Origin of the sequence: Aerosakkonema funiforme FACHB-1375 (assembly GCF_014696265.1) — a bacterium.
In the GTDB taxonomy this organism is placed as follows: domain Bacteria; phylum Cyanobacteriota; class Cyanobacteriia; order Cyanobacteriales; family Aerosakkonemataceae; genus Aerosakkonema; species Aerosakkonema funiforme_A.
In genome coordinates this window covers 24,817-46,155 of the sequence record NZ_JACJPW010000040.1, presented here as the reverse complement: position 1 = coordinate 46,155, position 21,339 = coordinate 24,817, and the positions used below count along the sequence as shown (strand labels likewise).

General features: G+C 48.4%; 19 protein-coding genes. 13 read left to right on the top strand and 6 right to left on the bottom strand.

Annotated elements, in window-relative coordinates:
- The first annotated feature begins 13 nt into the window (after window positions 1-13).
- Window positions 14-4,192, top strand: coding sequence for an adenylate/guanylate cyclase domain-containing protein (locus H6G03_RS16605; protein WP_190465611.1), 4,179 nt, complete (start codon window positions 14-16; stop codon window positions 4,190-4,192).
- Between the two features lie 18 nt (window positions 4,193-4,210).
- On the opposite strand, the gene rsgA is transcribed toward H6G03_RS16605, so the two are convergent.
- From rsgA to grpE, 5 genes are all read right to left on the bottom strand, one after another.
- Window positions 4,211-5,314, bottom strand: a complete 1,104-nt coding sequence (gene rsgA, locus H6G03_RS16600) for a small ribosomal subunit biogenesis GTPase RsgA (protein ID WP_190465609.1) — start codon at window positions 5,312-5,314, stop codon at window positions 4,211-4,213.
- Window positions 5,311-5,568, bottom strand: coding sequence for a sulfurtransferase TusA family protein (locus H6G03_RS16595; RefSeq protein WP_190465607.1), 258 nt, complete (start codon window positions 5,566-5,568; stop codon window positions 5,311-5,313). The genes rsgA and H6G03_RS16595 overlap by 4 nt, the downstream gene beginning before the upstream one ends.
- Window positions 5,565-6,698 (bottom strand): molecular chaperone DnaJ, encoded by a 1,134-nt coding sequence (gene dnaJ / locus H6G03_RS16590; protein WP_190465605.1) that lies wholly within the window; start codon window positions 6,696-6,698, stop codon window positions 5,565-5,567. Before dnaJ ends, H6G03_RS16595 begins: the two co-directional genes overlap by 4 nt.
- Before the next feature lie 51 nt (window positions 6,699-6,749).
- Window positions 6,750-8,714: a molecular chaperone DnaK gene (gene dnaK / locus H6G03_RS16585; RefSeq protein ID WP_190465603.1), complete on the bottom strand. Its 1,965-nt coding sequence runs from the start codon at window positions 8,712-8,714 to the stop codon at window positions 6,750-6,752.
- 118 nt (window positions 8,715-8,832) lie between these two features.
- Window positions 8,833-9,558, bottom strand: coding sequence for a nucleotide exchange factor GrpE (gene grpE, locus H6G03_RS16580; RefSeq protein WP_190465600.1), 726 nt, complete (start codon window positions 9,556-9,558; stop codon window positions 8,833-8,835).
- A 253-nt stretch (window positions 9,559-9,811) separates the two neighbouring features.
- Between grpE and H6G03_RS16575 the strand changes: the two genes are divergently transcribed.
- The 5 genes from H6G03_RS16575 (at window position 9,812) to H6G03_RS16555 (ending at window position 15,887) form a co-directional block, all read left to right on the top strand.
- Window positions 9,812-10,012 carry a hypothetical protein gene (locus H6G03_RS16575; protein ID WP_190465598.1) on the top strand — a complete coding sequence of 67 codons (201 nt, stop codon included), beginning with the start codon at window positions 9,812-9,814 and terminating at the stop codon, window positions 10,010-10,012.
- A 414-nt stretch (window positions 10,013-10,426) separates the two neighbouring features.
- Window positions 10,427-12,439 carry a GspE/PulE family protein gene (locus H6G03_RS16570; RefSeq protein ID WP_190465596.1) on the top strand — a complete coding sequence of 671 codons (2,013 nt, stop codon included), beginning with the start codon at window positions 10,427-10,429 and terminating at the stop codon, window positions 12,437-12,439.
- Between the two features lie 152 nt (window positions 12,440-12,591).
- Window positions 12,592-13,695: a type IV pilus twitching motility protein PilT gene (locus H6G03_RS16565; RefSeq protein WP_190465645.1), complete on the top strand. Its 1,104-nt coding sequence runs from the start codon at window positions 12,592-12,594 to the stop codon at window positions 13,693-13,695.
- Window positions 13,696-13,982: 287 nt separating this feature from the next.
- Window positions 13,983-15,212 (top strand): type II secretion system F family protein, encoded by a 1,230-nt coding sequence (locus H6G03_RS16560; protein WP_190465594.1) that lies wholly within the window; start codon window positions 13,983-13,985, stop codon window positions 15,210-15,212.
- An 87-nt stretch (window positions 15,213-15,299) separates the two neighbouring features.
- The gene (locus H6G03_RS16555) at window positions 15,300-15,887 is read left to right on the top strand and encodes a hypothetical protein (RefSeq protein ID WP_190465592.1); all 588 of its coding nucleotides are present in this window, start codon (window positions 15,300-15,302) and stop codon (window positions 15,885-15,887) included.
- Window positions 15,888-15,960: 73 nt separating this feature from the next.
- Here the strand turns inward: H6G03_RS16555 and bioU are convergent, their stop codons facing one another.
- Window positions 15,961-16,962 (bottom strand): (S)-8-amino-7-oxononanoate synthase BioU, encoded by a 1,002-nt coding sequence (gene bioU / locus H6G03_RS16550; protein ID WP_190465590.1) that lies wholly within the window; start codon window positions 16,960-16,962, stop codon window positions 15,961-15,963.
- Between the two features lie 271 nt (window positions 16,963-17,233).
- On the opposite strand from bioU, the gene H6G03_RS16545 reads away from it, so the two are divergent.
- The 7 genes from H6G03_RS16545 (at window position 17,234) to H6G03_RS16515 (ending at window position 21,330) form a co-directional block, all read left to right on the top strand.
- On the top strand, window positions 17,234-17,443 hold the full coding sequence (locus H6G03_RS16545; RefSeq protein ID WP_190465588.1) for a DUF2997 domain-containing protein: 210 nt from the start codon (window positions 17,234-17,236) through the stop codon (window positions 17,441-17,443).
- Window positions 17,444-17,481: 38 nt separating this feature from the next.
- Window positions 17,482-17,868: a DUF1257 domain-containing protein gene (locus H6G03_RS16540; protein WP_190465586.1), complete on the top strand. Its 387-nt coding sequence runs from the start codon at window positions 17,482-17,484 to the stop codon at window positions 17,866-17,868.
- Window positions 17,868-18,398: a ferredoxin gene (locus tag H6G03_RS16535; protein WP_190465585.1), complete on the top strand. Its 531-nt coding sequence runs from the start codon at window positions 17,868-17,870 to the stop codon at window positions 18,396-18,398. The genes H6G03_RS16540 and H6G03_RS16535 overlap by 1 nt, the downstream gene beginning before the upstream one ends.
- Before the next feature lie 165 nt (window positions 18,399-18,563).
- A complete protein-coding gene (locus H6G03_RS16530) occupies window positions 18,564-18,848 on the top strand; it encodes a PqqD family protein (protein ID WP_242056836.1) in 285 nt (94 codons plus the stop codon).
- A complete protein-coding gene (locus H6G03_RS16525) occupies window positions 18,832-19,329 on the top strand; it encodes a lasso peptide biosynthesis B2 protein (protein ID WP_190465583.1) in 498 nt (165 codons plus the stop codon). The genes H6G03_RS16530 and H6G03_RS16525 overlap by 17 nt, the downstream gene beginning before the upstream one ends.
- Window positions 19,326-21,182: an asparagine synthetase B family protein gene (locus tag H6G03_RS16520; protein WP_190465582.1), complete on the top strand. Its 1,857-nt coding sequence runs from the start codon at window positions 19,326-19,328 to the stop codon at window positions 21,180-21,182. The genes H6G03_RS16525 and H6G03_RS16520 overlap by 4 nt, the downstream gene beginning before the upstream one ends.
- On the top strand, window positions 21,172-21,330 hold the full coding sequence (locus tag H6G03_RS16515) for a hypothetical protein (RefSeq protein WP_190465579.1): 159 nt from the start codon (window positions 21,172-21,174) through the stop codon (window positions 21,328-21,330). Before H6G03_RS16520 ends, H6G03_RS16515 begins: the two co-directional genes overlap by 11 nt.
- The last annotated feature ends 9 nt before the right edge of the window (window positions 21,331-21,339 follow it).

Here is a 21,339-nt window from a genome sequence, read left to right as displayed (position 1 = left end):
CCAAAGAACCTCTATGACTCCATTCATCGAGATTCTCTCCAGTTACGTTCCCGCACACACCCTGCGTCGCGCCTCAACCAATCCTACACCCCTTACCGCGCCAGTGCAGGAACGCTTTCAGGCGGCAGTTTTGTTTGCCGATATCTCCGGCTTTACTGCCCTAGCGGAAAAACGACGCCAAAGCAGTCCAGCTGGCGTGGAGGAACTGACAAAGCACCTCAACGCCTATTTTGGCCAGCTAATTGCCCTGATTACCTCTAGCGGCGGTGATGTCATCAAGTTTGCTGGCGATGCGCTGCTGGCCATCTGGCCGACCATCGACGAACCGCTAGATAGGGTGACTCATCGGGCTGCACAGTGTAGTTTAGCTATCTTCAGAGAACTCAAAGATTACGTTGCAGATGATATTCGGCTGACCCTGCATATTGGCATAGCGGCGGGGGAAATAATCGGTTTGCACGTCGGCGGAGTGAAAGGGCGTTGGGAATTTCTGATTGCGGGAGAGCCCCTTGTCCAGATGGCCAGCGCAGAAGCTCATGCCAAACAAGGGGAAGTCTGTATCTCTCCTGAAGGCTGGGCGCTTATCCAAGACAAGTTCGAGGGAACTATCCTGGAATCGGGCTATGTGCGATTGGAAGCTGTGCGAGAGCCACTGCTACCCCGTCGAACTGAAGTGCCGATCGTATTGCCGGAAATGGCAGCTGCACTGCGGGGGTATATTCCACTTGGGACTCTAGAGCGCCTAGATGCAGGACAAACTGAGTGGCTCGCCGAACTCCGCAACGTGACTGTCCTGTTCGTGCAAGCAAAAGGAATCGATTACACAGATGTTGAAGTCCTCGATCTCCTCCAGCAGGCAATGCAGGCGATGCAGAGATGCGTGTATCGCTACGGAGGTACAATCCGGCAGTTGATTGTGGACGACAAAGGCAGCGTCCTCATAGCCGCGTTCGGGCTACCGCCATTGGCCCACGAAGATAACGCCGTGCGAGCGGTGCAGGCCGCTCTCGCTATTCGCGACAACCTCTGGGAGCTTGGTTTGCCCAGCGCCATCGGCATCACCACTGGCTGGGTTTACTCCGGTAAGGTCGGCAGCGACGCACGCTGCGAATACGCGATGGTCGGGGATGTGGTGAACCTGGCGGCTCGGCTGATGGTGAAGGCATTCGATGAGGTGTGGTGCGATCGGGCTACGTATCAAGCCGCTCGCGGACGTCTGTATTTTGAGACCTGCCCACCCATTCAGGTGAAAGGCAAGGCAGACCCAGTGCCTGTTTATCGCCCACTCGATCGGACGCAACTGACCTGTGGTTCGCAAATGCCCGTCGTGGGGCGGTTAAAGGAACGGCAACTCTTGCTCTTTAAGGTTCGAGCTTTGCTAAAGGGTGCCAGTGCCGTCATAGTTCTGGAAGGCGAACCGGGCATTGGCAAATCGCAGTTGCTCAATAGTCTTTGCTCGAAAGCCCAAAGCTTGGGAGTAACGCTGTTGGTGGGTGCCGGTGACGGGATTGAAAAATCTACACCCTACTACGCTTGGCGTTCGGTCTTCAGCCAGTTGCTTTCTTTGGAGGGACTCACCGATTTGCAAGCAAGACGCGATCGCGCTATAGCCTTCTTTTCATCGCAAGAGCATCTTTTGCGCTTATCCCCGTTGCTGGACGCAGTAGTGCCCTTGGATTTGCCGGAAAATGAAATCACAGCCCAAATGAGCGGTAAAGTCCGGGCAGACAACACTTGCCAACTGTTAGTGCAACTGTTGCAAAAATCGGTCAAAGAGTCGCCCATACTTCTGATTCTTGATGATGCACAATGGTTGGACTCGATATCCTGGGCGTTAATACTTGCCGTTGTCCAACAAGTTCGGCCTCTGCTGTTGGTTATGGCGACCCGTCCCCTCACCGGAACTAAGCCTCACGAATACGATCGATTGCTTCAAATGCCCAATACCGAGTACCTGCGGTTGGAAGCTCTCCCAGATCGAGACATCCTGCCGCTCGTGTGCCAGCGGTTAGGAGTGACAGCTTTGCCGGAGCCAGCAGCCAAACTGATCGCACAGAAGGCTGAAGGCAATCCGTTTTTTAGCGAGGAACTGGCCTACGCCCTGCGCGATGCGGGGTCGATCGTCATTGTTGATGGCGAGTGTCAGCTAGCCACCGATGTAGAAAACTTTAACACTTTCACTTGGCCGGATACCGTCGCGGGCGTCATTACCAGTCGCATCGATCGGCTCACACCGTTACAGGCGCTGACGCTGAAAGTCGCCAGCGCGATCGGGCGTATATTTGCGTTTCGGATTCTGCGGGAAATTTACCCGATTGAAGCTGATAAAGAGCATCTGACTGACTACCTTTACACCCTGGAACGATTGGATATAACGCTACCGGAAACACCAGAACCGAATTTGGCTTACATTTTCAAACACATCATTACCCAGGAAGTAACTTATAACACGATGCTGTTTTCCCAGCGTCGGCAGTTACATTACGCTGTGGCTCAGTGGTACGAACAGAATTATGGTGATGATTTGTCTTTGTTCTATCCTGTGTTAGCCCATCACTACAGTCATGCAGTAGATATCGGTAACAACCGAACGAAAGAAGTATCGAAGGCGATCGATTATTTGGAGAAAGCCGGGGAGCAAGCTTTGGCTAACTACGCCAATCAGGAAGCGGTGCGCTTTTTCAAGGATGCGCTGGCGCTGCACGATCGTACTGAGTCTAGCAGTAGGAAGCCCCTATGCTCGTTTCGCTACTTTATGAGCAACGGCTCGGATGATGGGAGCGCTTCCTACTTGCGGCCAGCACGCTGGGAACGGCAGTTAGGGGAAGCTTATTTGGGATTGGGCCAGTTAGCGGAAAGTCGGCAACATCTGGAGCGATCGTTGGTTATTTTGGGCTACCCGATGCCTCGCCACGGTGCTTTCTTGGTGACTCACCTGCTGTGCCAATTCCTCCACCAAGCGACTCACCGTCTGGGATTCCTTCGTTTTCAGGCTTCCTATCCAAGGCTGCAAACTACTCTGTTAGAAACAGCAAGAGTCTTAAATCTGCTTGCAGAAGTTTACTACCACGCCAACGAGACCGTTGCATCGGTGTACGCAACTATGCACAACCTGAATGTGGCCGAACGTGCTGGGCCTTCGACCGAGTTAGCCTGCGCCTATGCCAATAGCTGTTTTGCCGCCACGGTGATGGCGCTGCACTCCTTGGCCCAGGAGTATAGCGATCGGGCGCGATCGATCGCCCAAAGCAACGAGCTGCCAATGGCAGATGAAGCAAGGGTGTTAATCATCATCAGCGTGTACAGTATCAGTGTCGGTCACTGGGATCGAGTCCGAGACGACCTGACTCGCGCTAGAGAGATTTGCGAGCGCCTTGGAGATCGGCATCACTGGGGATATTGTTTGACGATTATGGCAAAGGCTGCCTACTTTCAGGGCAATTTCAATCTTGGGATCGAACTGTGGACTGAAGTTTACGCAGCCGCTCGGCAACGAGGTGATATCTTACAGCAAGCTTGGGGACTTAACGGTCAAGCAGAAGGGCTATTGCGGCTGTTTGAGGTGGACAAAGCTGTGAGTTTGTTGGAAGAATCTTTAAAGTTGTTCGCTCAAACTGACGATCGCGTTTCGGTGCCAGCTACTTATGGGGTATTGGCGATGGCACGTCTGTTGCGAGGAGAAGAACAACTTGCTTTAGAAGCGGTTCTGGCAACCCAGGAACTCTTGGCCCAATTACCGCTGCCCAATTCATACTATTTTATTGAGGGATACGCTGGTGTCGCCCAAGTTTACCTGGCTTTGTGGGAGAATAATAGCACTCTTTGCGCTACCGACGAGCTAAAAGCACTCAAAGAGTCAGCCTGCCGAGCCTGCAAAGCCTTAAACAAGTTTGCGCGAGCCTTTCCCATCGGTCAACCCCGTTCCTGGCTTTGCCAAGGTCTGTACGATTGGTTGGCTGGCCACCACGCTCGCGCTCGCTCATCTTGGCACAAAAGTCTGGCTGTGGCCGAAAAGCTGGCGATGCCCTACGAGCAAGGATTGGCGCATTATGAGATAGGACGACACGCAACTGGCTTCGATCGACAAAAACACTTGAAAAGTGCATCTGAATTGTTTACTCGGCTGGGTGCTGCTTTCGATTTAGCTCGCGTTCGAGCTGCTTTGGCAAAGGATGAACTTTCGACCCATTAGCGATCGCTCTTGATTAAATTATATATCTGTGTCTTCTTCATACAACTCCTGTAACTTTTGTTGCTGAGTTTTTCGAGAAGTACGGCGATATTTTTTCGCTTCTAATCTGGGTTCGTATTTACTTTTGCCTTTACCTTTAGTTTTCAATTTTAAAACAGCATCTGGATCGGCTTGTCGATGTAATTCCTCTTGATAAAGAATTGCCTCTTCTAACAATTCCAAATAATAGTCGTATCTTTCCCAATCTCCCCGCACAGCACAGTTCGGTTCATCCCGATGCAGACAATCGCTAAACTGACAGCTTGCAACTTCTAAACGCTTTTGTATCTCTGGAAAATATAAAGCTAACTCCTCTGGGCTACAATCCAAATCTGGCTGGTTAAAACCAGGAGTATCCGCCAGAAACCCACCACCCGGTAACTCAAACAATTCTACATGGCGTGTCGTATGCCGTCCGCGACTGAGTTTTCCCGAAACTTCTCCCACGCGCACTTTGACATTGGGGATTAAATAGTTTATAATACTAGACTTACCTACTCCAGAAGGCCCAGCCAGAACGGTAATTCTATTATTTAACTGCTGATACAGTTCATCTAAGCCTGTATTGCTGAAAATGCTGATAAATAGCGGTTGATAGCCCCACTCGGCGAGGCAATCGCGCCATTCCTCGATCTCTTCCTCACTGACCAAATCGCTTTTATTCAGACACAAACAAACATCTAATTCTGTAGACTCTGCTTTGATCAGAAAACGAGTTAGTTGGTAAGGGTCTAGAGGCGGATCTGCCACAGCGAAAACAAGTACAATTTGATTGGCATTGGCGATCGGCGGACGGTCTAGTTCCGATTCGCGAGGTAAAACTTCTGCGATCGCACCTCTGCCCCCACCCCAGTCCGGTTCTTCGATCTCCACTCGATCTCCCACCATCACAGCCACCCCGATTTTTTTCAGACGTGTACGGCGGGTGCAGAGTAAAGTGGTAAGCGAAGCATCATTCTGTTGAGAAGTTGTGCTAGAAGTATCCAAGCGCACCCAATAGTAATTTGCCTGTACCGCCAAGACGGTTCCCACCAGTGGCAAAGTTGGTGATAAGGCATTTTGTTCTGCGATCGCCGAACTCATGCTCGATCTACAGGTCGTCGTACTAAAATGGCAAAGAAGCCGCTACGGTCTTCAATTTCTTCGATTTTATAACCTTCCATGAGCAGGCTGTGCGGAACCTGCTCGATCGGCTCGCCTGCATCTAGCCAAACTTCCAACAAAGAACCTGGAGACATTTGCTCCAGGCGGAGTTTGGTACGGACAAAATTGATAGGACAAGGAGTACCGCGCAGGTCTAACTGCGCGTCAGGTGTTGATAGGGCTGGGTTACTCATTTGTGGAAAATATTCCCAAAGAATCCTTCTATACCGCCTTTGCCAGTGCGATCGCCCCTAATTTTAGCCAATTTTTCCAAAAGTTCCCGTTCCTCTGGTGAGATGCGATTGGGAATTTCCACTTCGATCGTAATCAAGTGATCGCCCCGACTCACCGGATTACCCAGCTTGGGTACACCTCGATTTTCCAACTTCAGAACCGTATTCGGCTGCGTGCCGGGAGGAATCGCGAGTTCTTCTGGCCCATCGACCGTATTTACTTCGATGCGACTGCCTAAAATTGCCTGCAAGTAGCTGATCTGAATTTGAGACAGAATGTTGATTCCATCTCGCTGAAACTCCGCATCTTCATTGACAAACAAGTACACGTAGAGATCCCCAGGCGGACCGCCCCGCTGTCCGGCATCTCCTTCACTGGCTACTCTCAAGCGGGTGCCATCATCAACCCCGGCTGGAATAGTGATTTTCAGCTTCTTAGTGACTTGCTTTTGACCCCTGCCGTCACAAGATTCGCACTTATCTTCAATTACCTGTCCGGTACCGTTACAGCTAGGGCATACGGAAACTTGGGTAAAGCTGCCAAAGGGAGTTCGAGTCACCCGGCGAACTTGACCGGAACCGCTACAGGTTGAGCAAGTTCGCGGTCGAGTTCCCGGTTTCGCTCCCGACCCGCTACATACTTCACAAGTTTCCAGATGGCTGATGCGGATTTCCTTTTCCCCACCAAAGACTGCTTCGCGGAATTCCAGCTTCAAATCCAAACGCAGGTCGTCTCCACGGGTCGGCCCACCAGGCCGTCGCCCAGTCCGAGTACTCCCCATTCCGCCAGCAAAGCCTGAGAAGAAACTTTCAAAAATATCGGCAAAGCCACTCATATCGCCCATATCTTGGAAGCCTGCTCCAGCCGCTGCTCCACTCACGCCTGCTTCGCCAAAGCGATCGTAGCGTGTACGCATTTCCGGCTCTGAAAGCACTTCGTAGGCACGATTGATTTCTTTAAAGCGCTCTTCAGCCCCTGGTTCTTTATTGACGTCAGGGTGGTACTTCCGAGCTAGGCGACGGTAAGCTCGCTTGATTTCTTCTTTATCGGCGTTGCGAGTAACTCCGAGAATTTCATAGTAATCGGCCATAGAGAGCGCTTTGCAGAGGAATTTAAAATTTACAGAGATATTGCAGCAAAATTATTCAACGGCTTCGTAATCGGCACTGACCGTGTTTTCTTCGTCAAAATTAAAGTCGAAATCTTCGTCTCCTTCAGAGGTAGTTTGTTGCTCCTCCTTCGACAGTGGCATTGAGTCTGCAAAAGGTTGGTCGGCATACTCATCTTGATTTTGGCTAGCATTGCCGTATACCTCAGCACCGAGCCTAAACAGCATTTGTTGGAAGCTATCGATCTCGTGCTTCATTTCCTCTAGCGTAATCGAGGGATCTGCAACTGCGGCTCGCAGTTCAGCCGCCTTTTGTCGGCCTGCGGCTTTTAGTTCCTCGCTGATAAATTGACTGTTTTCCTTGAGCGTCGTGTCATAACTGTAGAACAAGCTATCTGCCTGATTTTTAAGTTCGACGACTTGCTTGCGCTTCCGGTCTTCTTCAGCGTATACTTCTGCTTCCTGGCGCATCCTTTCCACTTCGCCAGCACTCAAACCACCGGTGTTGGTAATGCGGATGCTTTGTTCTCGACCCGTGCCTTTATCTTGAGCGGCAACTTTGAGAATACCGTTGACATCTATCTCAAAACTTACCTCGATTTGCGGCACGCCGCGAGGTGCTGGCGGAATCCCAGCCAGCAGGAATTTTCCCAGACTCTTGTTGTCGCGAGCCATTGCCCGTTCGCCTTGGAGGACGTGGATTTCCACTGATGTTTGTCCGTCTGTTGCTGTGGAGAATACCTGAGACTTGCTCGTCGGGATGGTTGTATTGCGTTCGATAATTTTTGTAAACACCTCTCCCAGGGTTTCGATCCCCAGAGACAACGGCGTCACATCCAACAGCAGCAAGTCTTTGACTTCGCCACCCAAGACACCACCTTGAATTGCAGCCCCCAATGCCACAGCTTCGTCTGGATTTACGGAGCGATCTGGGGCTTTACCACCAAAGAACTGGCGCAGACCCTCTTGAACTGCCGGTATCCTGGTAGAACCTCCCACTAGGATAATCCGATCGATATCATCCGGTGTCATATCGCAGTCTCGCAGAGCCTGCTTCATCGGTTCGATCGTACTTTCTACCAAATGACTTACCAGTTCTTCAAATTTTGCCCTAGTGAGCGTCATTTCCAGATGCTTTGGTCCCGTCTCGTCTGCCGTGATAAATGGCAGATTGATCGAGGTATTGAGCATACTGGATAATTCTATTTTGGCTTTTTCTGCCGCTTCCCGCAGGCGCTGGAGAGCCATTTTATCGGTTGATAAATCAATGCCCTCCTTTTGCTTGAAGTTGTCTATCATCCAGCGCACCAGACAATTGTCAAAGTCATCCCCACCCAAGTGGTTGTTGCCGGAGGTAGCTCTGACTTCAAACACGCCGTCGCCCAACTGCAAGATGGAAACGTCGAAAGTGCCGCCGCCCAGGTCAAACACGAGTACGCGCTGCTCTTCGTCTTGTTTGTCCAAGCCGTAGGAAAGCGCTGCTGCGGTCGGTTCGTTGATAATTCTCAGCACTTCCAATCCCGCGATCGTACCTGCATCTTTAGTTGCCTGCCTTTGGGCATCTGTAAAGTAGGCAGGCACTGTAATCACCGCTCGCTCGACGGGTTCTCCCAAGAAGTTTTCCGCATCCTGCTTGAGTTTTTGCAGGATCATGGCTGAGATTTCTTGAGGGGTATAAGCTTTTCCTCGCACTTTTACATCGACGGTATCGTCTTTGCCTTTGACACAGTTGTACGGCACCTGCGAGCGCTCCATTGCCGTGTCATCCCAACGACGGCCTATAAAGCGTTTGATGCTGTAAATTGTGTTTTCAGCATTCATTACCGCTTGCCGCTTTGCGAGTTGACCGACCAAGCGTTCCTCCCCTTTTCCAAATCCCACTATGCTGGGCGTGGTTCGCCCTCCTTCTGAGTTGGGTATCACTACAGGTTGACCGCCTTCTAGAAAGGCGACACAACTATTAGTGGTTCCCAGGTCGATGCCAATGACTTTTCCCATAGATCGCGGCAGTGTGGTGGATGCTTTTGTTGCGGGTTGTTGTTTGCTTTGATTTCGATGCCAGATTTGAGATTCAATCTAAAATCTAGAATCTCAAATCTAAAATCGCCACTTCCCATCAACTTTCCGATGACTGAGCCTGACTTTCCTCTGAGGTTACCACGGGCTCAGGAGCAGCAGCAACTTTTACCATAGCGTGACGCAGCACTTTTTCTCCCAGGTAATACCCCGGCATCAATTCCTCGATTACGGTTCCTTCAGGATATTCATCAGTTTGTTCCCGCATTACCGCATCGTGGAGATTGGGGTCAAATTCTTTCCCCTTCGGACGCATAGGAGACACTCCCAGGCGTTTCAGACTGCCTACCAATTGTTTGTATACACTCTGATAGCTCTCGTGAATGCTCTTCTCCTGCTCTGTTTGGGTTTTTATCTGCGATCGCGCCCTTTCAAAATTATCGACCACTGGTAGTAACTCATTAATTGTGGCGCATTTTACCTGTAGTTCCAACTCTTCCTTTTCTTTGTGCGTGCGCTTGCGGAAGTTTTCAAAATCTGCCGCAATTCGCACGTATTGGTTTGTCCGCTCTTCTAGCTGTGCTTTGAGCGTTTCCACTTCCTGTTCTAGCGCTGCTATTTCAGCTTCGATTTCCTCTCTATCGTAGGTATCTGCTTCTGCTTCTACCTCTGAGAGGATATTTTCCTCAATAGCAACTTCTTCAGAGTTTAGCCCAGGTTTTGCCTGCGAGTCCATCTTTGCGGTAGCACTGTCGCTTAAGATTTCCTCTGGAGTATCCCGAGTTGGGTTTTCAGTTTTATCTGTCTGCTTAACTTCGTCAATCATCGTTTACTTTTCCCGGTTAAGAGACTGCTAGCGAGAGCGACCCAGTTCGTATAAAGAAAGCGCTAGCTCCCCCCTTAACTTTACTTTATCCTTTTGAGGCGCACGATAGCTTATGCCAATTTGTTTTTAACTTATTTCCACTGCCAAATCTAGATTGAGCAAGTTATGAGCCTAAAATCGGGTATTTTTACCAAATGGCTGCCATCCAAAATTCTGATAGCATTTATGGTAGCAACTTAGTGACTACCAAGCGATGCCGCGAAAAAACGGTGTTTGGATTAACTTTCAAGCCAGCCCCGACGAGAAGGAAAGACTGCGGCAGTACTGCCAGCAAACCCAACGCTGTCAAAGTGATGTGCTGCGAGAATTAATCCGTTCTTTGCCTGAAACCAAATCTTGTGAAGAGGTTACATCGGTTCGAGCGGTCGTTCATCCTACTAAAGAAAGTACTTAGGGGGTTACAGACTACCCAGCCTATTTCTGTAAAGGCTATCATCTTGAAATACAGACGAAAAACGAAAAGTTTTTCTGTCTTTGGGCAGTCGAGCCCACAGCTTCTCGCAGACCCTGCCGCCCAAACCGGGCATCCTCAAATGCTGTTGAGGCCATAGACGACCTTGTATAAACCATCCAAAGGAAGACCAATCCTGAGTGTTCGAGTTCCGGGCATACGCTTGGGTGCATTTGTTCGGTCAATTTTTCTAGATCGGCCTCCTATGACAACCGTACCAAAAAATCTATGCTTACCAAGCTGTAATTTGTACAAGAAAAGTCTACTGACCCTCATTGAGCCGCAAATATTGCCCAGTAATGCAATTTTGCCAAAAAATTTTGGGAATACTTTATAAGGAGAGCTTCTGGATCGGATATGACTAACTCCTCATCATCGCCGCGACGCAGCACCAGCCTGATTGCGCTGAATTTCTCGCCTTTCGGCAACAAGCTAATTCAGTCTGGCTATATCAATCCTGACGATATGAAGAAGGCGATGATTGAAAGTCGCCAGTCAGGCAGGCCGCTAACGGAAGTACTAGAATCAATCACGGGGCGACAGTTACCGCCAGAGTTACTGCGTCAATACAAAAAACAACAGCTATTTGAACTAAAAATCCTTTTCGGGGTTGAATGCTTAGATCCGGAAATCACTCAAATCCAAGCCAATAATCTGGGAGAATTGATCGATACTTTAATACCGATCGATATCTGCCGTCGCTATCGCTTAGTACCCCTCTCGAAGAACGAAACGACTCCACCCAGCGTTTTGGTGGCAATGGTCAATCCCGACGACCTAGAAGCGCTCGACGATCTTAACCGCATCCTGCGACCTCAAGGTCTGGGTTTACAGCGGATGGTTATTACCCGCGAAGACTACGAGCAGCTGATAACGCAGTACTTGGACGAACAAGCTCAAAAGTTAGCCAAGCGTGCGGCTGAAGACCGCGAAAAAGAATTATCTGTAAATGAAGGAGAATTCGAGAGTGTCGATATCGACGATGCTCCCATCGACGCAGACATGGACTTGGATGCGGCTTTGGGTGAAGCAGAGTCAGCTCCTATTGTCAAAACAGTCAACAAAATCTTAGCCAAAGCTTTAACTGATGGGGTATCCGACATCCATGTGGAACCTCAAGAAGAGTTTCTCCGCATTCGGATGCGTAAAGATGGGGTGCTGCAAGAACCTTTTCCACCCCTACCGAAGAAGGTCATACCAGCAATCACTTCTCGCTTCAAAATTATTGCCAACATGGATGTGGCAGAACGCCGTCAAGCTCAAGACGGTCGGATTCGGCGGGTGTTCCAGGGACGCACGGTAGACTTCCGGGTCAACTGTCTGCCTTCTCGTTACGGCGAGAAAATCGTATTGCGGATTCTGGATAACTCGTCCACCCAGCTGGGTTTGGATAAGTTAATCACCAATCCGGAAACGCTACAAATGGTCAGAGATATGGCCAGCCGTCCCTTCGGGTTGATCTTGGTGACAGGGCCAACGGGTTCGGGTAAATCAACCACTCTTTACTCTATTTTGGCAGAACGCAACGATCCGGGAGTGAACATCAGTACTGCTGAAGACCCGATCGAATACGCCTTAGGGGGGATTACTCAGTGTCAGGTAATCCGGGAAAAAGGTTTAGACTTCACCAACATCCTGCGGGCGTTCTTGCGGCAAGACCCAGATGTGATTCTGGTGGGTGAGACGCGAGATAAAGAAACGGCAAAAACAGCTATTGAAGCGGCGCTAACGGGACACTTGGTATTGACGACGCTGCACACTAACGACGCTGCTGGCGCGATCGCTCGCTTGGATGAAATGGGCGTCGAACCGTTCATGGTGTCCGGTGCTTTGCTGGGTGTCTGCGCTCAACGCTTGATGCGGCGCGTTTGTAGCGAATGCCGCATTCCCTATACACCGACACCGGAAGAACTCGCCAAGTTTGGTTTATCTGCTTCTCGCGAACTGGAAGTGACTTTCTACAAAGCAAACACCTTACCGTCAGACCAAAGGAAGGCGGCGATCGAAGCTGGGACTGTGTGTCCGAAATGTACTGGTGTCGGCTACAAAGGTCGTTGCGGTGTGTATGAAGTGCTGAAGGTAACAGAACGGTTGCAAAACTTAATCAACCAAGGCGCTCCCACCGAACGGATTAAAGAAGCCGCAGTCGAAGAGGGTATGGTGACATTACTCGCTTACAGCTTACAGCTGGTTCGCGATGGCGCTACTACGTTTGAAGAAGTGGAACGGGTCACTTTCACCGACACGGGTCTAGAAGCAGAATTGAAAGCAAAACGCAAGAGTTCTCTTACCTGTCGCGTTTGTTATGCCGAAGCTCAACCAGAATGGCTAGAGTGTCCTTACTGTCTGACACCTCGCTTTGTTGATTAGTCCTTGACAAATTTAAAATTTCAAATTGCAGATTGCCAGTTTATTTGAATCTAAAATTTGAAATTTTAAATCTGAAATTCTCAGAAAATATGACGGCTCCCAACTAACAACTAACAGCTGATAATTACCCTAAAGGAGACAGCCCAATGCCGATGGAAATGATGATTGAAGACGTAATGGAGTCTCTGATCGAGCAAGGCGGCTCGGATATGCACATCCAAGCAGGAGCGCCGATATACTTCCGTATCAGTGGTAAACTTACCCCTCAAACTCAATTCGGTGAAGTTTTGGCTTCAGACGATTGTCAGAAACTGATATTCAGTATGTTAAACAATTCCCAACGCAAAGATTTGGAGCAAAACTGGGAGCTGGACTGCGCCTATGGGGTCAAGGGGTTAGCTCGTTTTCGTGTCAACGTCTACCGGGAACGCGGTTGCTGGGCTGCCTGCTTGCGAGCTTTGTCTTCTAAAATACCCGATGCCGATAAGCTGGGAACGCCGATGGTACTGCGGGAACTTACGGAAAGACCTCGCGGAATGTTGTTGGTGACAGGGCAAACTGGTTCTGGGAAAACAACTACGATGGCGGCGCTGATCGATTTAATTAACAGGACGAGATCGGAACATATTCTCACAGTAGAAGACCCGATCGAATACGTTTTTCCGAACATTAAGAGCTTGGTTCACCAACGGCAAAAGGGAGAAGACACCAAGAGCTTTTCCAACGCACTTAAAGGTGCCCTGCGTCAAGACCCGGACGTTATCCTAGTAGGGGAAATGCGCGATTTGGAAACTATTGGGCTAGCGATTTCGGCGGCTGAAACCGGTCACATGGTACTTGGGACGCTGCACACTAACTCAGCAGCAGCGACAATAGACCGGATACTGGACGTGTTTCCTCCCATTCAACAACCCCAAGTGCGATCGCAGCTGTCTAACGCGATCGTCGGTATTTGCTCTCAAAACCTAGTGCCCAAAATCGGCGGCGGTCGAGTCTGCGTTCAAGAAATCCTCGTCGGGACGCCAGCGATTTCCAATTTGATCCGCGAAGGAAAAATTGCTCAAATTTACTCGGCCATCCAAACCGGCGGTAAATTGGGTATGGTGACAATGGAAATGGCACTTGCTGGGGCATACAAAGAAGGCAAGATTACTTACGATGCAGCTATGTCCAAAACTTCTAAACCCGATGAATTGCAACGCCTGATTGGACCTGCGCCAGTGGGATCTCCAGGCCAGAAAGTAGCGGCACACTAGGAACTAGGAAAGAGAAAAAAGGGTAGTTTCTTGCAAATCGGTTGCAGTATTTTTAAACTATTTAATTTTACCTTCTGCCCAGCCATTTACTCTTTCCATAACCTGAATGCTGAATTACAACAACTAATATCAAGTGTGGTTAAAACTTTAGTTATCAAAGTATGTGGTTCGTGGTTAGCTTTGACTGGGAAGAAACCACGAACCACTAACCGCAAGGGATAAATAAAATGACAGACCGCAACTGGAATTTGGTGTGAAAAAGTAGATTTTAATCTTGGATATGAATTATGCCTACCTACGTTGCTACAGTTAGGGATTCTAAAAAACCCGAAAAAGTTGAGGCAAATTCTCTGGCTGAAGCCAAAGAGAAATTGATGAGAAAAGGTCTTGTCGTCCAAGACCTGAAGGAATCTAAAAGCTTTCAATTGCCTGACTTCGGGAGTTTACTTGCCAAGATCACAGTCAAGGAATTGGCGATGTTTTCTCGCCAATTCTCTGCGATGTTCAACGCGGGTGTACCGATGGTGAGATGCCTTGCCGTGTTGACCGATCAATGTACCAATGCAAAGCTTAAAAAAGCTTTAACGCAAATTAGCGCTGACGTGAATGAGGGTGTCAGTCTAGCAGATTCGTTGCGTAAACATCCGGATTGTTTTGACGGTTTGTATGTGGCTATGGTGGAATCCGGAGAAACTGGTGGTATTCTCGATGAAGTACTTAACCGGGTGGCGAAAATTCTCGAAGATTCCGTTAGACTTCAGAACCAAATTAAGTCAGCGTCGGCTTATCCAAAAATGGTGGGTGGTTTGGCAGTCGTAATTTTTATCGCGATGACAACTTTTCTGCTGCCAATCTTTGCGAAAATATTTGAGGATCTTGGCATGGAATTGCCCGCACTGACTATGTTTATGCTGGCCATCAGTAAATTTTTGCGGGGGCCGACTTTACCAGATCCAGAAAGAAATTTCAACATATTTATCGGTATTGCTGCTGTGATGGGAGCAATCTGGGCTTACAAGCAATACTACAAAACTCCAGCCGGTCGTTGGCAAATAGATAAAGCAATGTTGAAACTGCCGATCGTCGGAGAATTGATCAGAACAACCGCTGTGGCTCGTTTTTGTCGCATATTTGGGATGTTGACTCGTTCTGGCGTACCAATGCTGACATCAATGGAAATTGTGAGAGATACAGCAGGTAACGTGATTGTTGCTACTGCTATTGAGGACGCTCGCAAAGAAGTAGAACAAGGTGGCATGATCAGCATTGCTTTGCAACGATCGAATGTATTCCCGGTGTTGGCAATTCAAATGATGAGCATTGGGGAAGAAACCGGAGAACTGGACAAAATGCTGCTGAAGTTGGCGGAATTTTACGAAGATGAAGTAGAGCAAGCTGTGAAAGGTCTTACCAGTATGCTAGAACCGTTGATGATGGTTGGTATCGCTGGCATGGTGGGTATGATCTTGCTCTCCATGTATCTACCTATGTTCAAAGTTATGGACGGGATCGGCTAAGAAAGAAAGACTTTTGCAAGCCTGATTAGATCGGCCTGAGTAAAATACAGAAATGATGGTGTAAATTATTGGAGTCCCGATCGGGCAATGTCTGTCAAACCATCTCATTACGAAGCTTTACTGGCGGAGTACAGCAGCCAAATGGGAGCGATCGCGCTTCTGAAGCAACATCGTCCCTATTTGGAGCTGATCCCCAGCCTGCGACGACCGGATGAAAGCATAATCGCTATTCCTTTGCCGTTAGTACGCATTAATCAGCCTTTATCGCCCACAAAGCAAATAGGTGTTATCAATACCACAAAAGAGACTATTTGTCTAGCTTGCGATGTGGCAGTTTTAATGTGCGACCCCGAATGGAAAATTAAAACAGGGGTAGAAATTCTCGTATTTATCCATCGCCCTCAAGAAGATTTTTCCGATCTACTCAGTCGTTGGCGGCAGACTCAGGTGCTACTGGAACGAGGTTATGAGTGGGTGATGCCCTCTCGCTACAAACACGTTCTCAGTGAGGAGGCGGAAAACATCCATCCTCTGTTTGTTGTTTTTGCCCAAACTCCAGAACGGATTATACGGGGGCTGAGCGGAGCTTATCTACCTTTTGTAGTTCAGAATCTCGATAGTTTTAACGAGGAAGAAACTCCACCCGCCTTGTCGTCGGAAAGTCCAGCCGTATAGGGAAAGTCAAAAGTTAAAAGTCAAAACAAGGAATTTTTTGCCTTTTCCCTTTTCTTTCCCGACGCCCTATCGCCTATCGGACGAACTGGGGCATGATTTCTGCGGCGGTAAACAAGCCGTATGTGCCCTGCCGATGCAAACTTGTGGCTGCCTTGAGATAACCAAACGCGGGGCCACATACATTTGCTGCCATACTGGTTTCATCTCCCAGAGTGAAGGTATGGGTCGAGATTTTGCCCTCAAAAGTGCGACCCGTTATCTGAACGTTAGTACTGAGGGGTTTTTTCGCATGGCGGGTATCGACGACGCCGCCTACGGTGACGCGATCGCGCGAGCAAATTCCCGCCAGTTCTAACATCACGTCGTCGGCGTGTTCCATATTTTCTAGGGTCAGTATACCATCAGTCCGATCCAGAAGCGCTTCTACTTCCGCATCTGTCATGGCTCTGGCTTTCTCAACGTTATAACCGGGCAAATGGGCAATATCTTCGCGGATAGTAGAACGGTAAGCTTCCCAGTTAGCAATTCCGACACCAAAAGTAATTTTGACGCTGTGAATTTCCGCATAGCTTTGTGCAGCCAGGGCAGCTGCTACTGTCAGCAGTCCGGGAGTTGCTCCGCATCCAGTCATATAAGTAATTCCTGCTTGTCGCAGGGTATCTTTTAATTCCAGTAGCTGCTCGACCGCCGAAGTGCGTTTGATCGCATCTACCAAAACTCCCTGCCAACCGGATTCGATAAACTGATGCACTACGGAAGCAATAAAAGTGTTTGGTAAGTTTGGCAAGGCTAAGAAATATCCATCCACAGATGCTTGTGCGATTAAATCTGCGATGCTGCGATCGCTGAGAATGCCACTTGGCTGCAAGTATCCCACAGAACCCCGTGACTGGTAAGAGCCTATGCAGGCGTCTGGATTTAACCCTTCTTCAACATAGGCATAGCCTTCTCGATCTGCTACGGCTACCCAAAGCATCTGTTTTTTGCCAGCCAGCACCCTGGCGGCAGCTTGCCCCAATCCTCCAAAACCGAGTACCCCGACGCGAATGGGACTTGCGATCTGCTCTGCACTCATAAGACACCTTATATTCTGACAACTTCTCATTATCCTGGGTTATATGTCATTGGATATCTTGACTGCTGTGGCGAGTTAAGCGAAACTGACAAATAATTGAGGACTTAATCGCTTAATTAATAAGTTGTGTTAAGTTTTGATTCGCTTTAACCTGTATGGGTAAAGTGAAATAAACAGAAGCTTTTGCCGAATAGCCTTTGTGCGAAGGCGGGAGCCTGCTACCCCAGATCGCTCGCTGATTTCAAGTAGTCTTTAGGGTTCAGTTAAGAGCATGGAGACACTAGAGTTTGTAATTTATCCCGACGGTCGGGTAAAAGAAAAAGTTACTGGCATTGTGGGCTACTCGTGTGCTGAGGTGACGGCTGCGATCGAAGCTCAGCTCGGGCAAGTACTCAGCCAGGAGCAAACATCTGAATATTTCGCAGCAGTGCTGGAACAGCCTGCGACAGCGACAGCCCAAGCCACTTTTAGCGAGTGGTAATTTTTTTTCAGTCTAGTTTGATTTATTTACCGGAGCATATGTCACACTTTAGCCAAATCAAAACTCAAATCCGCAATCTTGCTTCCTTACAAGCTGCTTTGACAGATTTAGGGATTGACTGGAAAGAAGGCCCTTGCCCAGTGCGCGGTTATCGGGGTCAAACAATAAATGCGGAAATTGCGATCGAGCAAGATAACGGTTACGACATCGGTTTTAGCTGGAATGGCAACGAGTACGAATTGGTGGCTGACTTGCAGTTTTGGCAGCAAGCATCGTCTGTAGATAGATTCCTGAGCAAAGTGACTCAGCGTTATGCTTTCCAAACTGTATTGAACGAAACTGCTAAGCAAGGTTTTCAGGTTGCCGAACAACAACAAAATGAAGATGGTTCGATCCGGCTGGTAGTGCAACGTTGGAGGGGCTGATGTCCGACTTTTCTGGCCCACGAGGAGATGATGCCACCGATTTTTGTCTAGCAGTGGGAGACAAAAATTCCACAGTCAAGACGACAGATTCCACAAGGTCAGGTTTTGAACCGGAGCTGGGTGGTGTCTTTCGAGATGAGCCAGAGCGATCGGGCTTTGAGCCGGAACTGGGTGGTGTACTGCGTCAGAAAGGTGTTTATGTAGATGAAATTACTTGCATTGGCTGCAAGCATTGCGCTCATGTAGCCCGCAATACTTTCTACATAGAACCAGACTACGGTCGCTCTCGCGTCGTTCGGCAAGATGGCGACTCAGAAGAGCTGATCCAAGAAGCGATCGATACTTGTCCGGTCGATTGCATACACTGGGTAGACTATACAGAGTTGAAGAAACTGGAAGCAGAACGAGAGGAGCAAGTGATACCGCCTGTTGTGGGATTTCCGGTCGATCGCGCTCTCCTTACTACCAAACGCCGTCAGCAAAAGCGAAAGCCGAAGAGAAATTCAGAAGGCGTCGGGCATCGAGGCTAGAAGCTTCGTCAAGCGAATGAAAAAACCGGCTTTCTCGACCCCCATAGGGGTATATCAAGGTGGGGCTGTATCGCTCGGCCTTTTTTTTGTGAATGTTGGTTTTTTTTGGTCTTATAGGTAAGATAGCCTTAGAAATACGAGTATATAGGAGAGGTAAGGCGAGTTTTGACGATTTCCTTGAATATGCGGATTTCGATCGCAGATGATATCTTGTTTCGAGAACTAGACGGCGAATCGGTTATTCTCAATCTTAAAAGCGAACGTTATTTTGGTTTGGATGAAACTGGCACTCGTATGTGGATAGCTCTGAGTAGATATGATTTGATACAGCAAGCTTACGAAGCTTTACTATTAGAATACGATGTAGCTCCGGAACAGCTACGTACCGACTTGTATCGCTTGATCGAGCAGCTACTAGCGCATGGATTGGTGAATGTCAGCAATCAGTAGTTGGCAGAAGTTACGGAAACTATCTAAGGCAGAGCTAACGCTACTGGTTTGGACGATAGTGCTGCTGCCCCTGACGGCTTTGTCTGTAAAGTTTTTTGGCTTCCGACGTATATATTGTGCAATCGCTAAGCTTAATAGGGGTAACAGGTATTTATCGCCGATGGTGGAGAAAAGCGAAGAGCGAAATGAGAGCAAATGCCTAACTAAGGCTCATACGATCGCTCGGATAGTCGGTATAGCTAGCCAGCACGGTTTCTATCGCGCCAACTGCTTGCAAAAGTCTTTAGTTATCTGGTGGTTACTCCGACGTGAAGGTATAGAAACTGACCTGCGTATAGGTGTACGCAAACGGGAGGAAAAGTTGGAGGCTCACGCTTGGGTAGAGTATCTTGGTGTTGTGCTAAACGATCGCAATGACATTTATGAGCAATTTGCGCCTTTTGCCAGTGCTATCTCGCCAATGGGAGCAAAAGTACCATGAGCGGTATCGTTGGGATAGTTAATTTGGACGGTAAGCCAATCGACAAGCAGTTGTTGCAGCAAATGACTGAATTCATGAACTATCGAGGGCCAGACGATCGCAATATCTGGTTTGACGGTCATGTAGGCTTCGGTCATACGCTGCTGCGAACAACATCAGAGTCTGCAAGAGAGCAACAACCTTTTTGCTTGAACGGTCAGGTTTGGATTGTAGCTGATGCGCGGGTAGATAGTAGAGCAGAACTGATTCAAAAGTTTAATGGCGATATCGCTCTTGAGACAGCTACGGATGCGGAACTTATCCTACACGCTTATTGCCATTGGGGAGAAGATTGCCTGAAACACTTGCTGGGAGATTTTGCTTTTGCGATCTGGGATTCTAGACGGCAACGCTTATTTTGTGCCAGAGACCATTTTGGCGTGAAACCGTTCTATTATGCTCCTGTGGGGAATTGTCTGATATTTGGCAATACGCTAAATAGTTTGAGAATTCACCCCTATGTCTGCGATCGGCTGAACGATCTAGCGATTGCAGATTTTCTGCTGTTTGGCGATAACCAAGAGTCAGATACAACTGCTTTTGCAGATATCCAACGTCTACCGCCAGCACATTATTTAACTTGGTCTAATCTTGGGTTAAATATCAAACGTTACTGGACACTACCACTAGATGGTTATATTCGATACAAACGACCGGAAGAATACGTCGAACATTTTAGAGAGTTGATGGGAACGACGGTTAGTGACAGACTGCGGACTAACCGAGTTGCTGTCTCGATGAGTGGGGGGATGGACTCTACAACCATAGCCGCCACTGCCTGCCAATTGTGTAATCAAGATACTTTTGATTTAAAAGCGTTCACTGTTGTCTATGATAAATTAATTCCAGATGAAGAACGTTACTATTCGGGATTAGTAGCAGAAGCTTTAGGTATTCCCATTCACTACCTAGTTGCAGACGACTATACTTTGTTTGGGAAAGCGGAACAGCCTCGATCTGGCTATGCCGAACCTAGTAATGTTTCTGTATTACCAATTTTGGCAGATCGATTAAAACAAATTGCAGCCCACAGTCGAGTTCTGTTAGATGGTAATGGTGGCGATCCAGTTTTTTATTCTTGGGGAGCTTACTTTTATTTTGCCTACCTGGTGAAAAACTGGCAATTAGGTCGTCCGCTCGTAGATACGATTGAGTATGTTGTCTCTCATAAACGCCTACCCCAACCGGGAGTGCGATCGAGGGTGAAGCGATGGTTGGGAATTCGTCCCCCGGTTCCTGCCTATCCCAGCTGGATAAACACTGATTTTTCCGCTAAATGGGATTTGACTGGGAGATGGGAACAGTTTTACCGCGAAAAACCGCTGATTCATCCTGTCCGTCCAGAGGCATATCAACAGCTTACCAGTTTGAGCTGGTCATTCTTGTTTGAAAGGTACGATCCGGGAGTAACGGGTCTGCCGGTAGAGGTACGATATCCCTTTTTCGATCTGCGTCTGGTAAATTACTTATTGGCAATTCCACCAGTACCTTGGTGCTTGCATAAAGAACTGATGCGGGTGGCAATGCGGGGAATTCTACCAGAGTCGGTGCGTCTGCGCCCCAAATCGCCACTAGCTGGCGATCCTATTAGCTTACTTTTAAAGCAAGCTGGTTCGCAGTGGATGGATCGGTTTGAGCTTGCACCAGTGCTGACCAAATATGTGAAGCGAAATGCTCTGCCGTTGGTTTCTGGAATAAAGCAGGATATTAATGAAGTATGGATAGATCTGCGTGTGTTGAATCTCAACTACTGGTTACAACATTTGCAGACATTTAATTACAAATCAGCAAAGGAGGAAAACTATGCGTTCTAATCATGAGAAATTGACAAAGCAACCTTATAAAAGTCCCAACTTGTTTGTCTATGGTGATATCAGAGAAATTACAAAAAATTCCACCGGCCCGACTAAGAACTTTGATAATTTTACTACTCCTGACTCCAGCCACAAGACAAATACGTGATGTAAAAGA

Excerpts from the sequence above, each read along its gene's own strand:
- H6G03_RS16605 (WP_190465611.1), top strand. The coding sequence starts at position 14 with ATGACTCCATTCATCGAGATTCTCTCCAGTTACGTTCCCGCACACACC.
- H6G03_RS16535 (WP_190465585.1), top strand. The coding sequence starts at position 17,868 with ATGTCCGACTTTTCTGGCCCACGAGGAGATGATGCCACCGATTTTTGT.
- H6G03_RS16560 (WP_190465594.1), top strand. The coding sequence starts at position 13,983 with ATGCCTACCTACGTTGCTACAGTTAGGGATTCTAAAAAACCCGAAAAA.
- H6G03_RS16575 (WP_190465598.1), top strand. The coding sequence starts at position 9,812 with ATGCCGCGAAAAAACGGTGTTTGGATTAACTTTCAAGCCAGCCCCGAC.
- rsgA (WP_190465609.1), bottom strand. The coding sequence starts at position 5,314 with ATGAGTTCGGCGATCGCAGAACAAAATGCCTTATCACCAACTTTGCCA.
- H6G03_RS16540 (WP_190465586.1), top strand. The coding sequence starts at position 17,482 with ATGTCACACTTTAGCCAAATCAAAACTCAAATCCGCAATCTTGCTTCC.
- H6G03_RS16565 (WP_190465645.1), top strand. The coding sequence starts at position 12,592 with ATGGAAATGATGATTGAAGACGTAATGGAGTCTCTGATCGAGCAAGGC.
- grpE (WP_190465600.1), bottom strand. The coding sequence starts at position 9,558 with ATGATTGACGAAGTTAAGCAGACAGATAAAACTGAAAACCCAACTCGG.
- H6G03_RS16555 (WP_190465592.1), top strand. The coding sequence starts at position 15,300 with ATGTCTGTCAAACCATCTCATTACGAAGCTTTACTGGCGGAGTACAGC.
- dnaJ (WP_190465605.1), bottom strand. The coding sequence starts at position 6,698 with ATGGCCGATTACTATGAAATTCTCGGAGTTACTCGCAACGCCGATAAA.
- H6G03_RS16595 (WP_190465607.1), bottom strand. The coding sequence starts at position 5,568 with ATGAGTAACCCAGCCCTATCAACACCTGACGCGCAGTTAGACCTGCGC.
- H6G03_RS16570 (WP_190465596.1), top strand. The coding sequence starts at position 10,427 with ATGACTAACTCCTCATCATCGCCGCGACGCAGCACCAGCCTGATTGCG.
- H6G03_RS16525 (WP_190465583.1), top strand. The coding sequence starts at position 18,832 with ATGTCAGCAATCAGTAGTTGGCAGAAGTTACGGAAACTATCTAAGGCA.
- H6G03_RS16520 (WP_190465582.1), top strand. The coding sequence starts at position 19,326 with ATGAGCGGTATCGTTGGGATAGTTAATTTGGACGGTAAGCCAATCGAC.
- H6G03_RS16515 (WP_190465579.1), top strand. The coding sequence starts at position 21,172 with ATGCGTTCTAATCATGAGAAATTGACAAAGCAACCTTATAAAAGTCCC.
- dnaK (WP_190465603.1), bottom strand. The coding sequence starts at position 8,714 with ATGGGAAAAGTCATTGGCATCGACCTGGGAACCACTAATAGTTGTGTC.
- H6G03_RS16545 (WP_190465588.1), top strand. The coding sequence starts at position 17,234 with ATGGAGACACTAGAGTTTGTAATTTATCCCGACGGTCGGGTAAAAGAA.
- bioU (WP_190465590.1), bottom strand. The coding sequence starts at position 16,962 with ATGAGTGCAGAGCAGATCGCAAGTCCCATTCGCGTCGGGGTACTCGGT.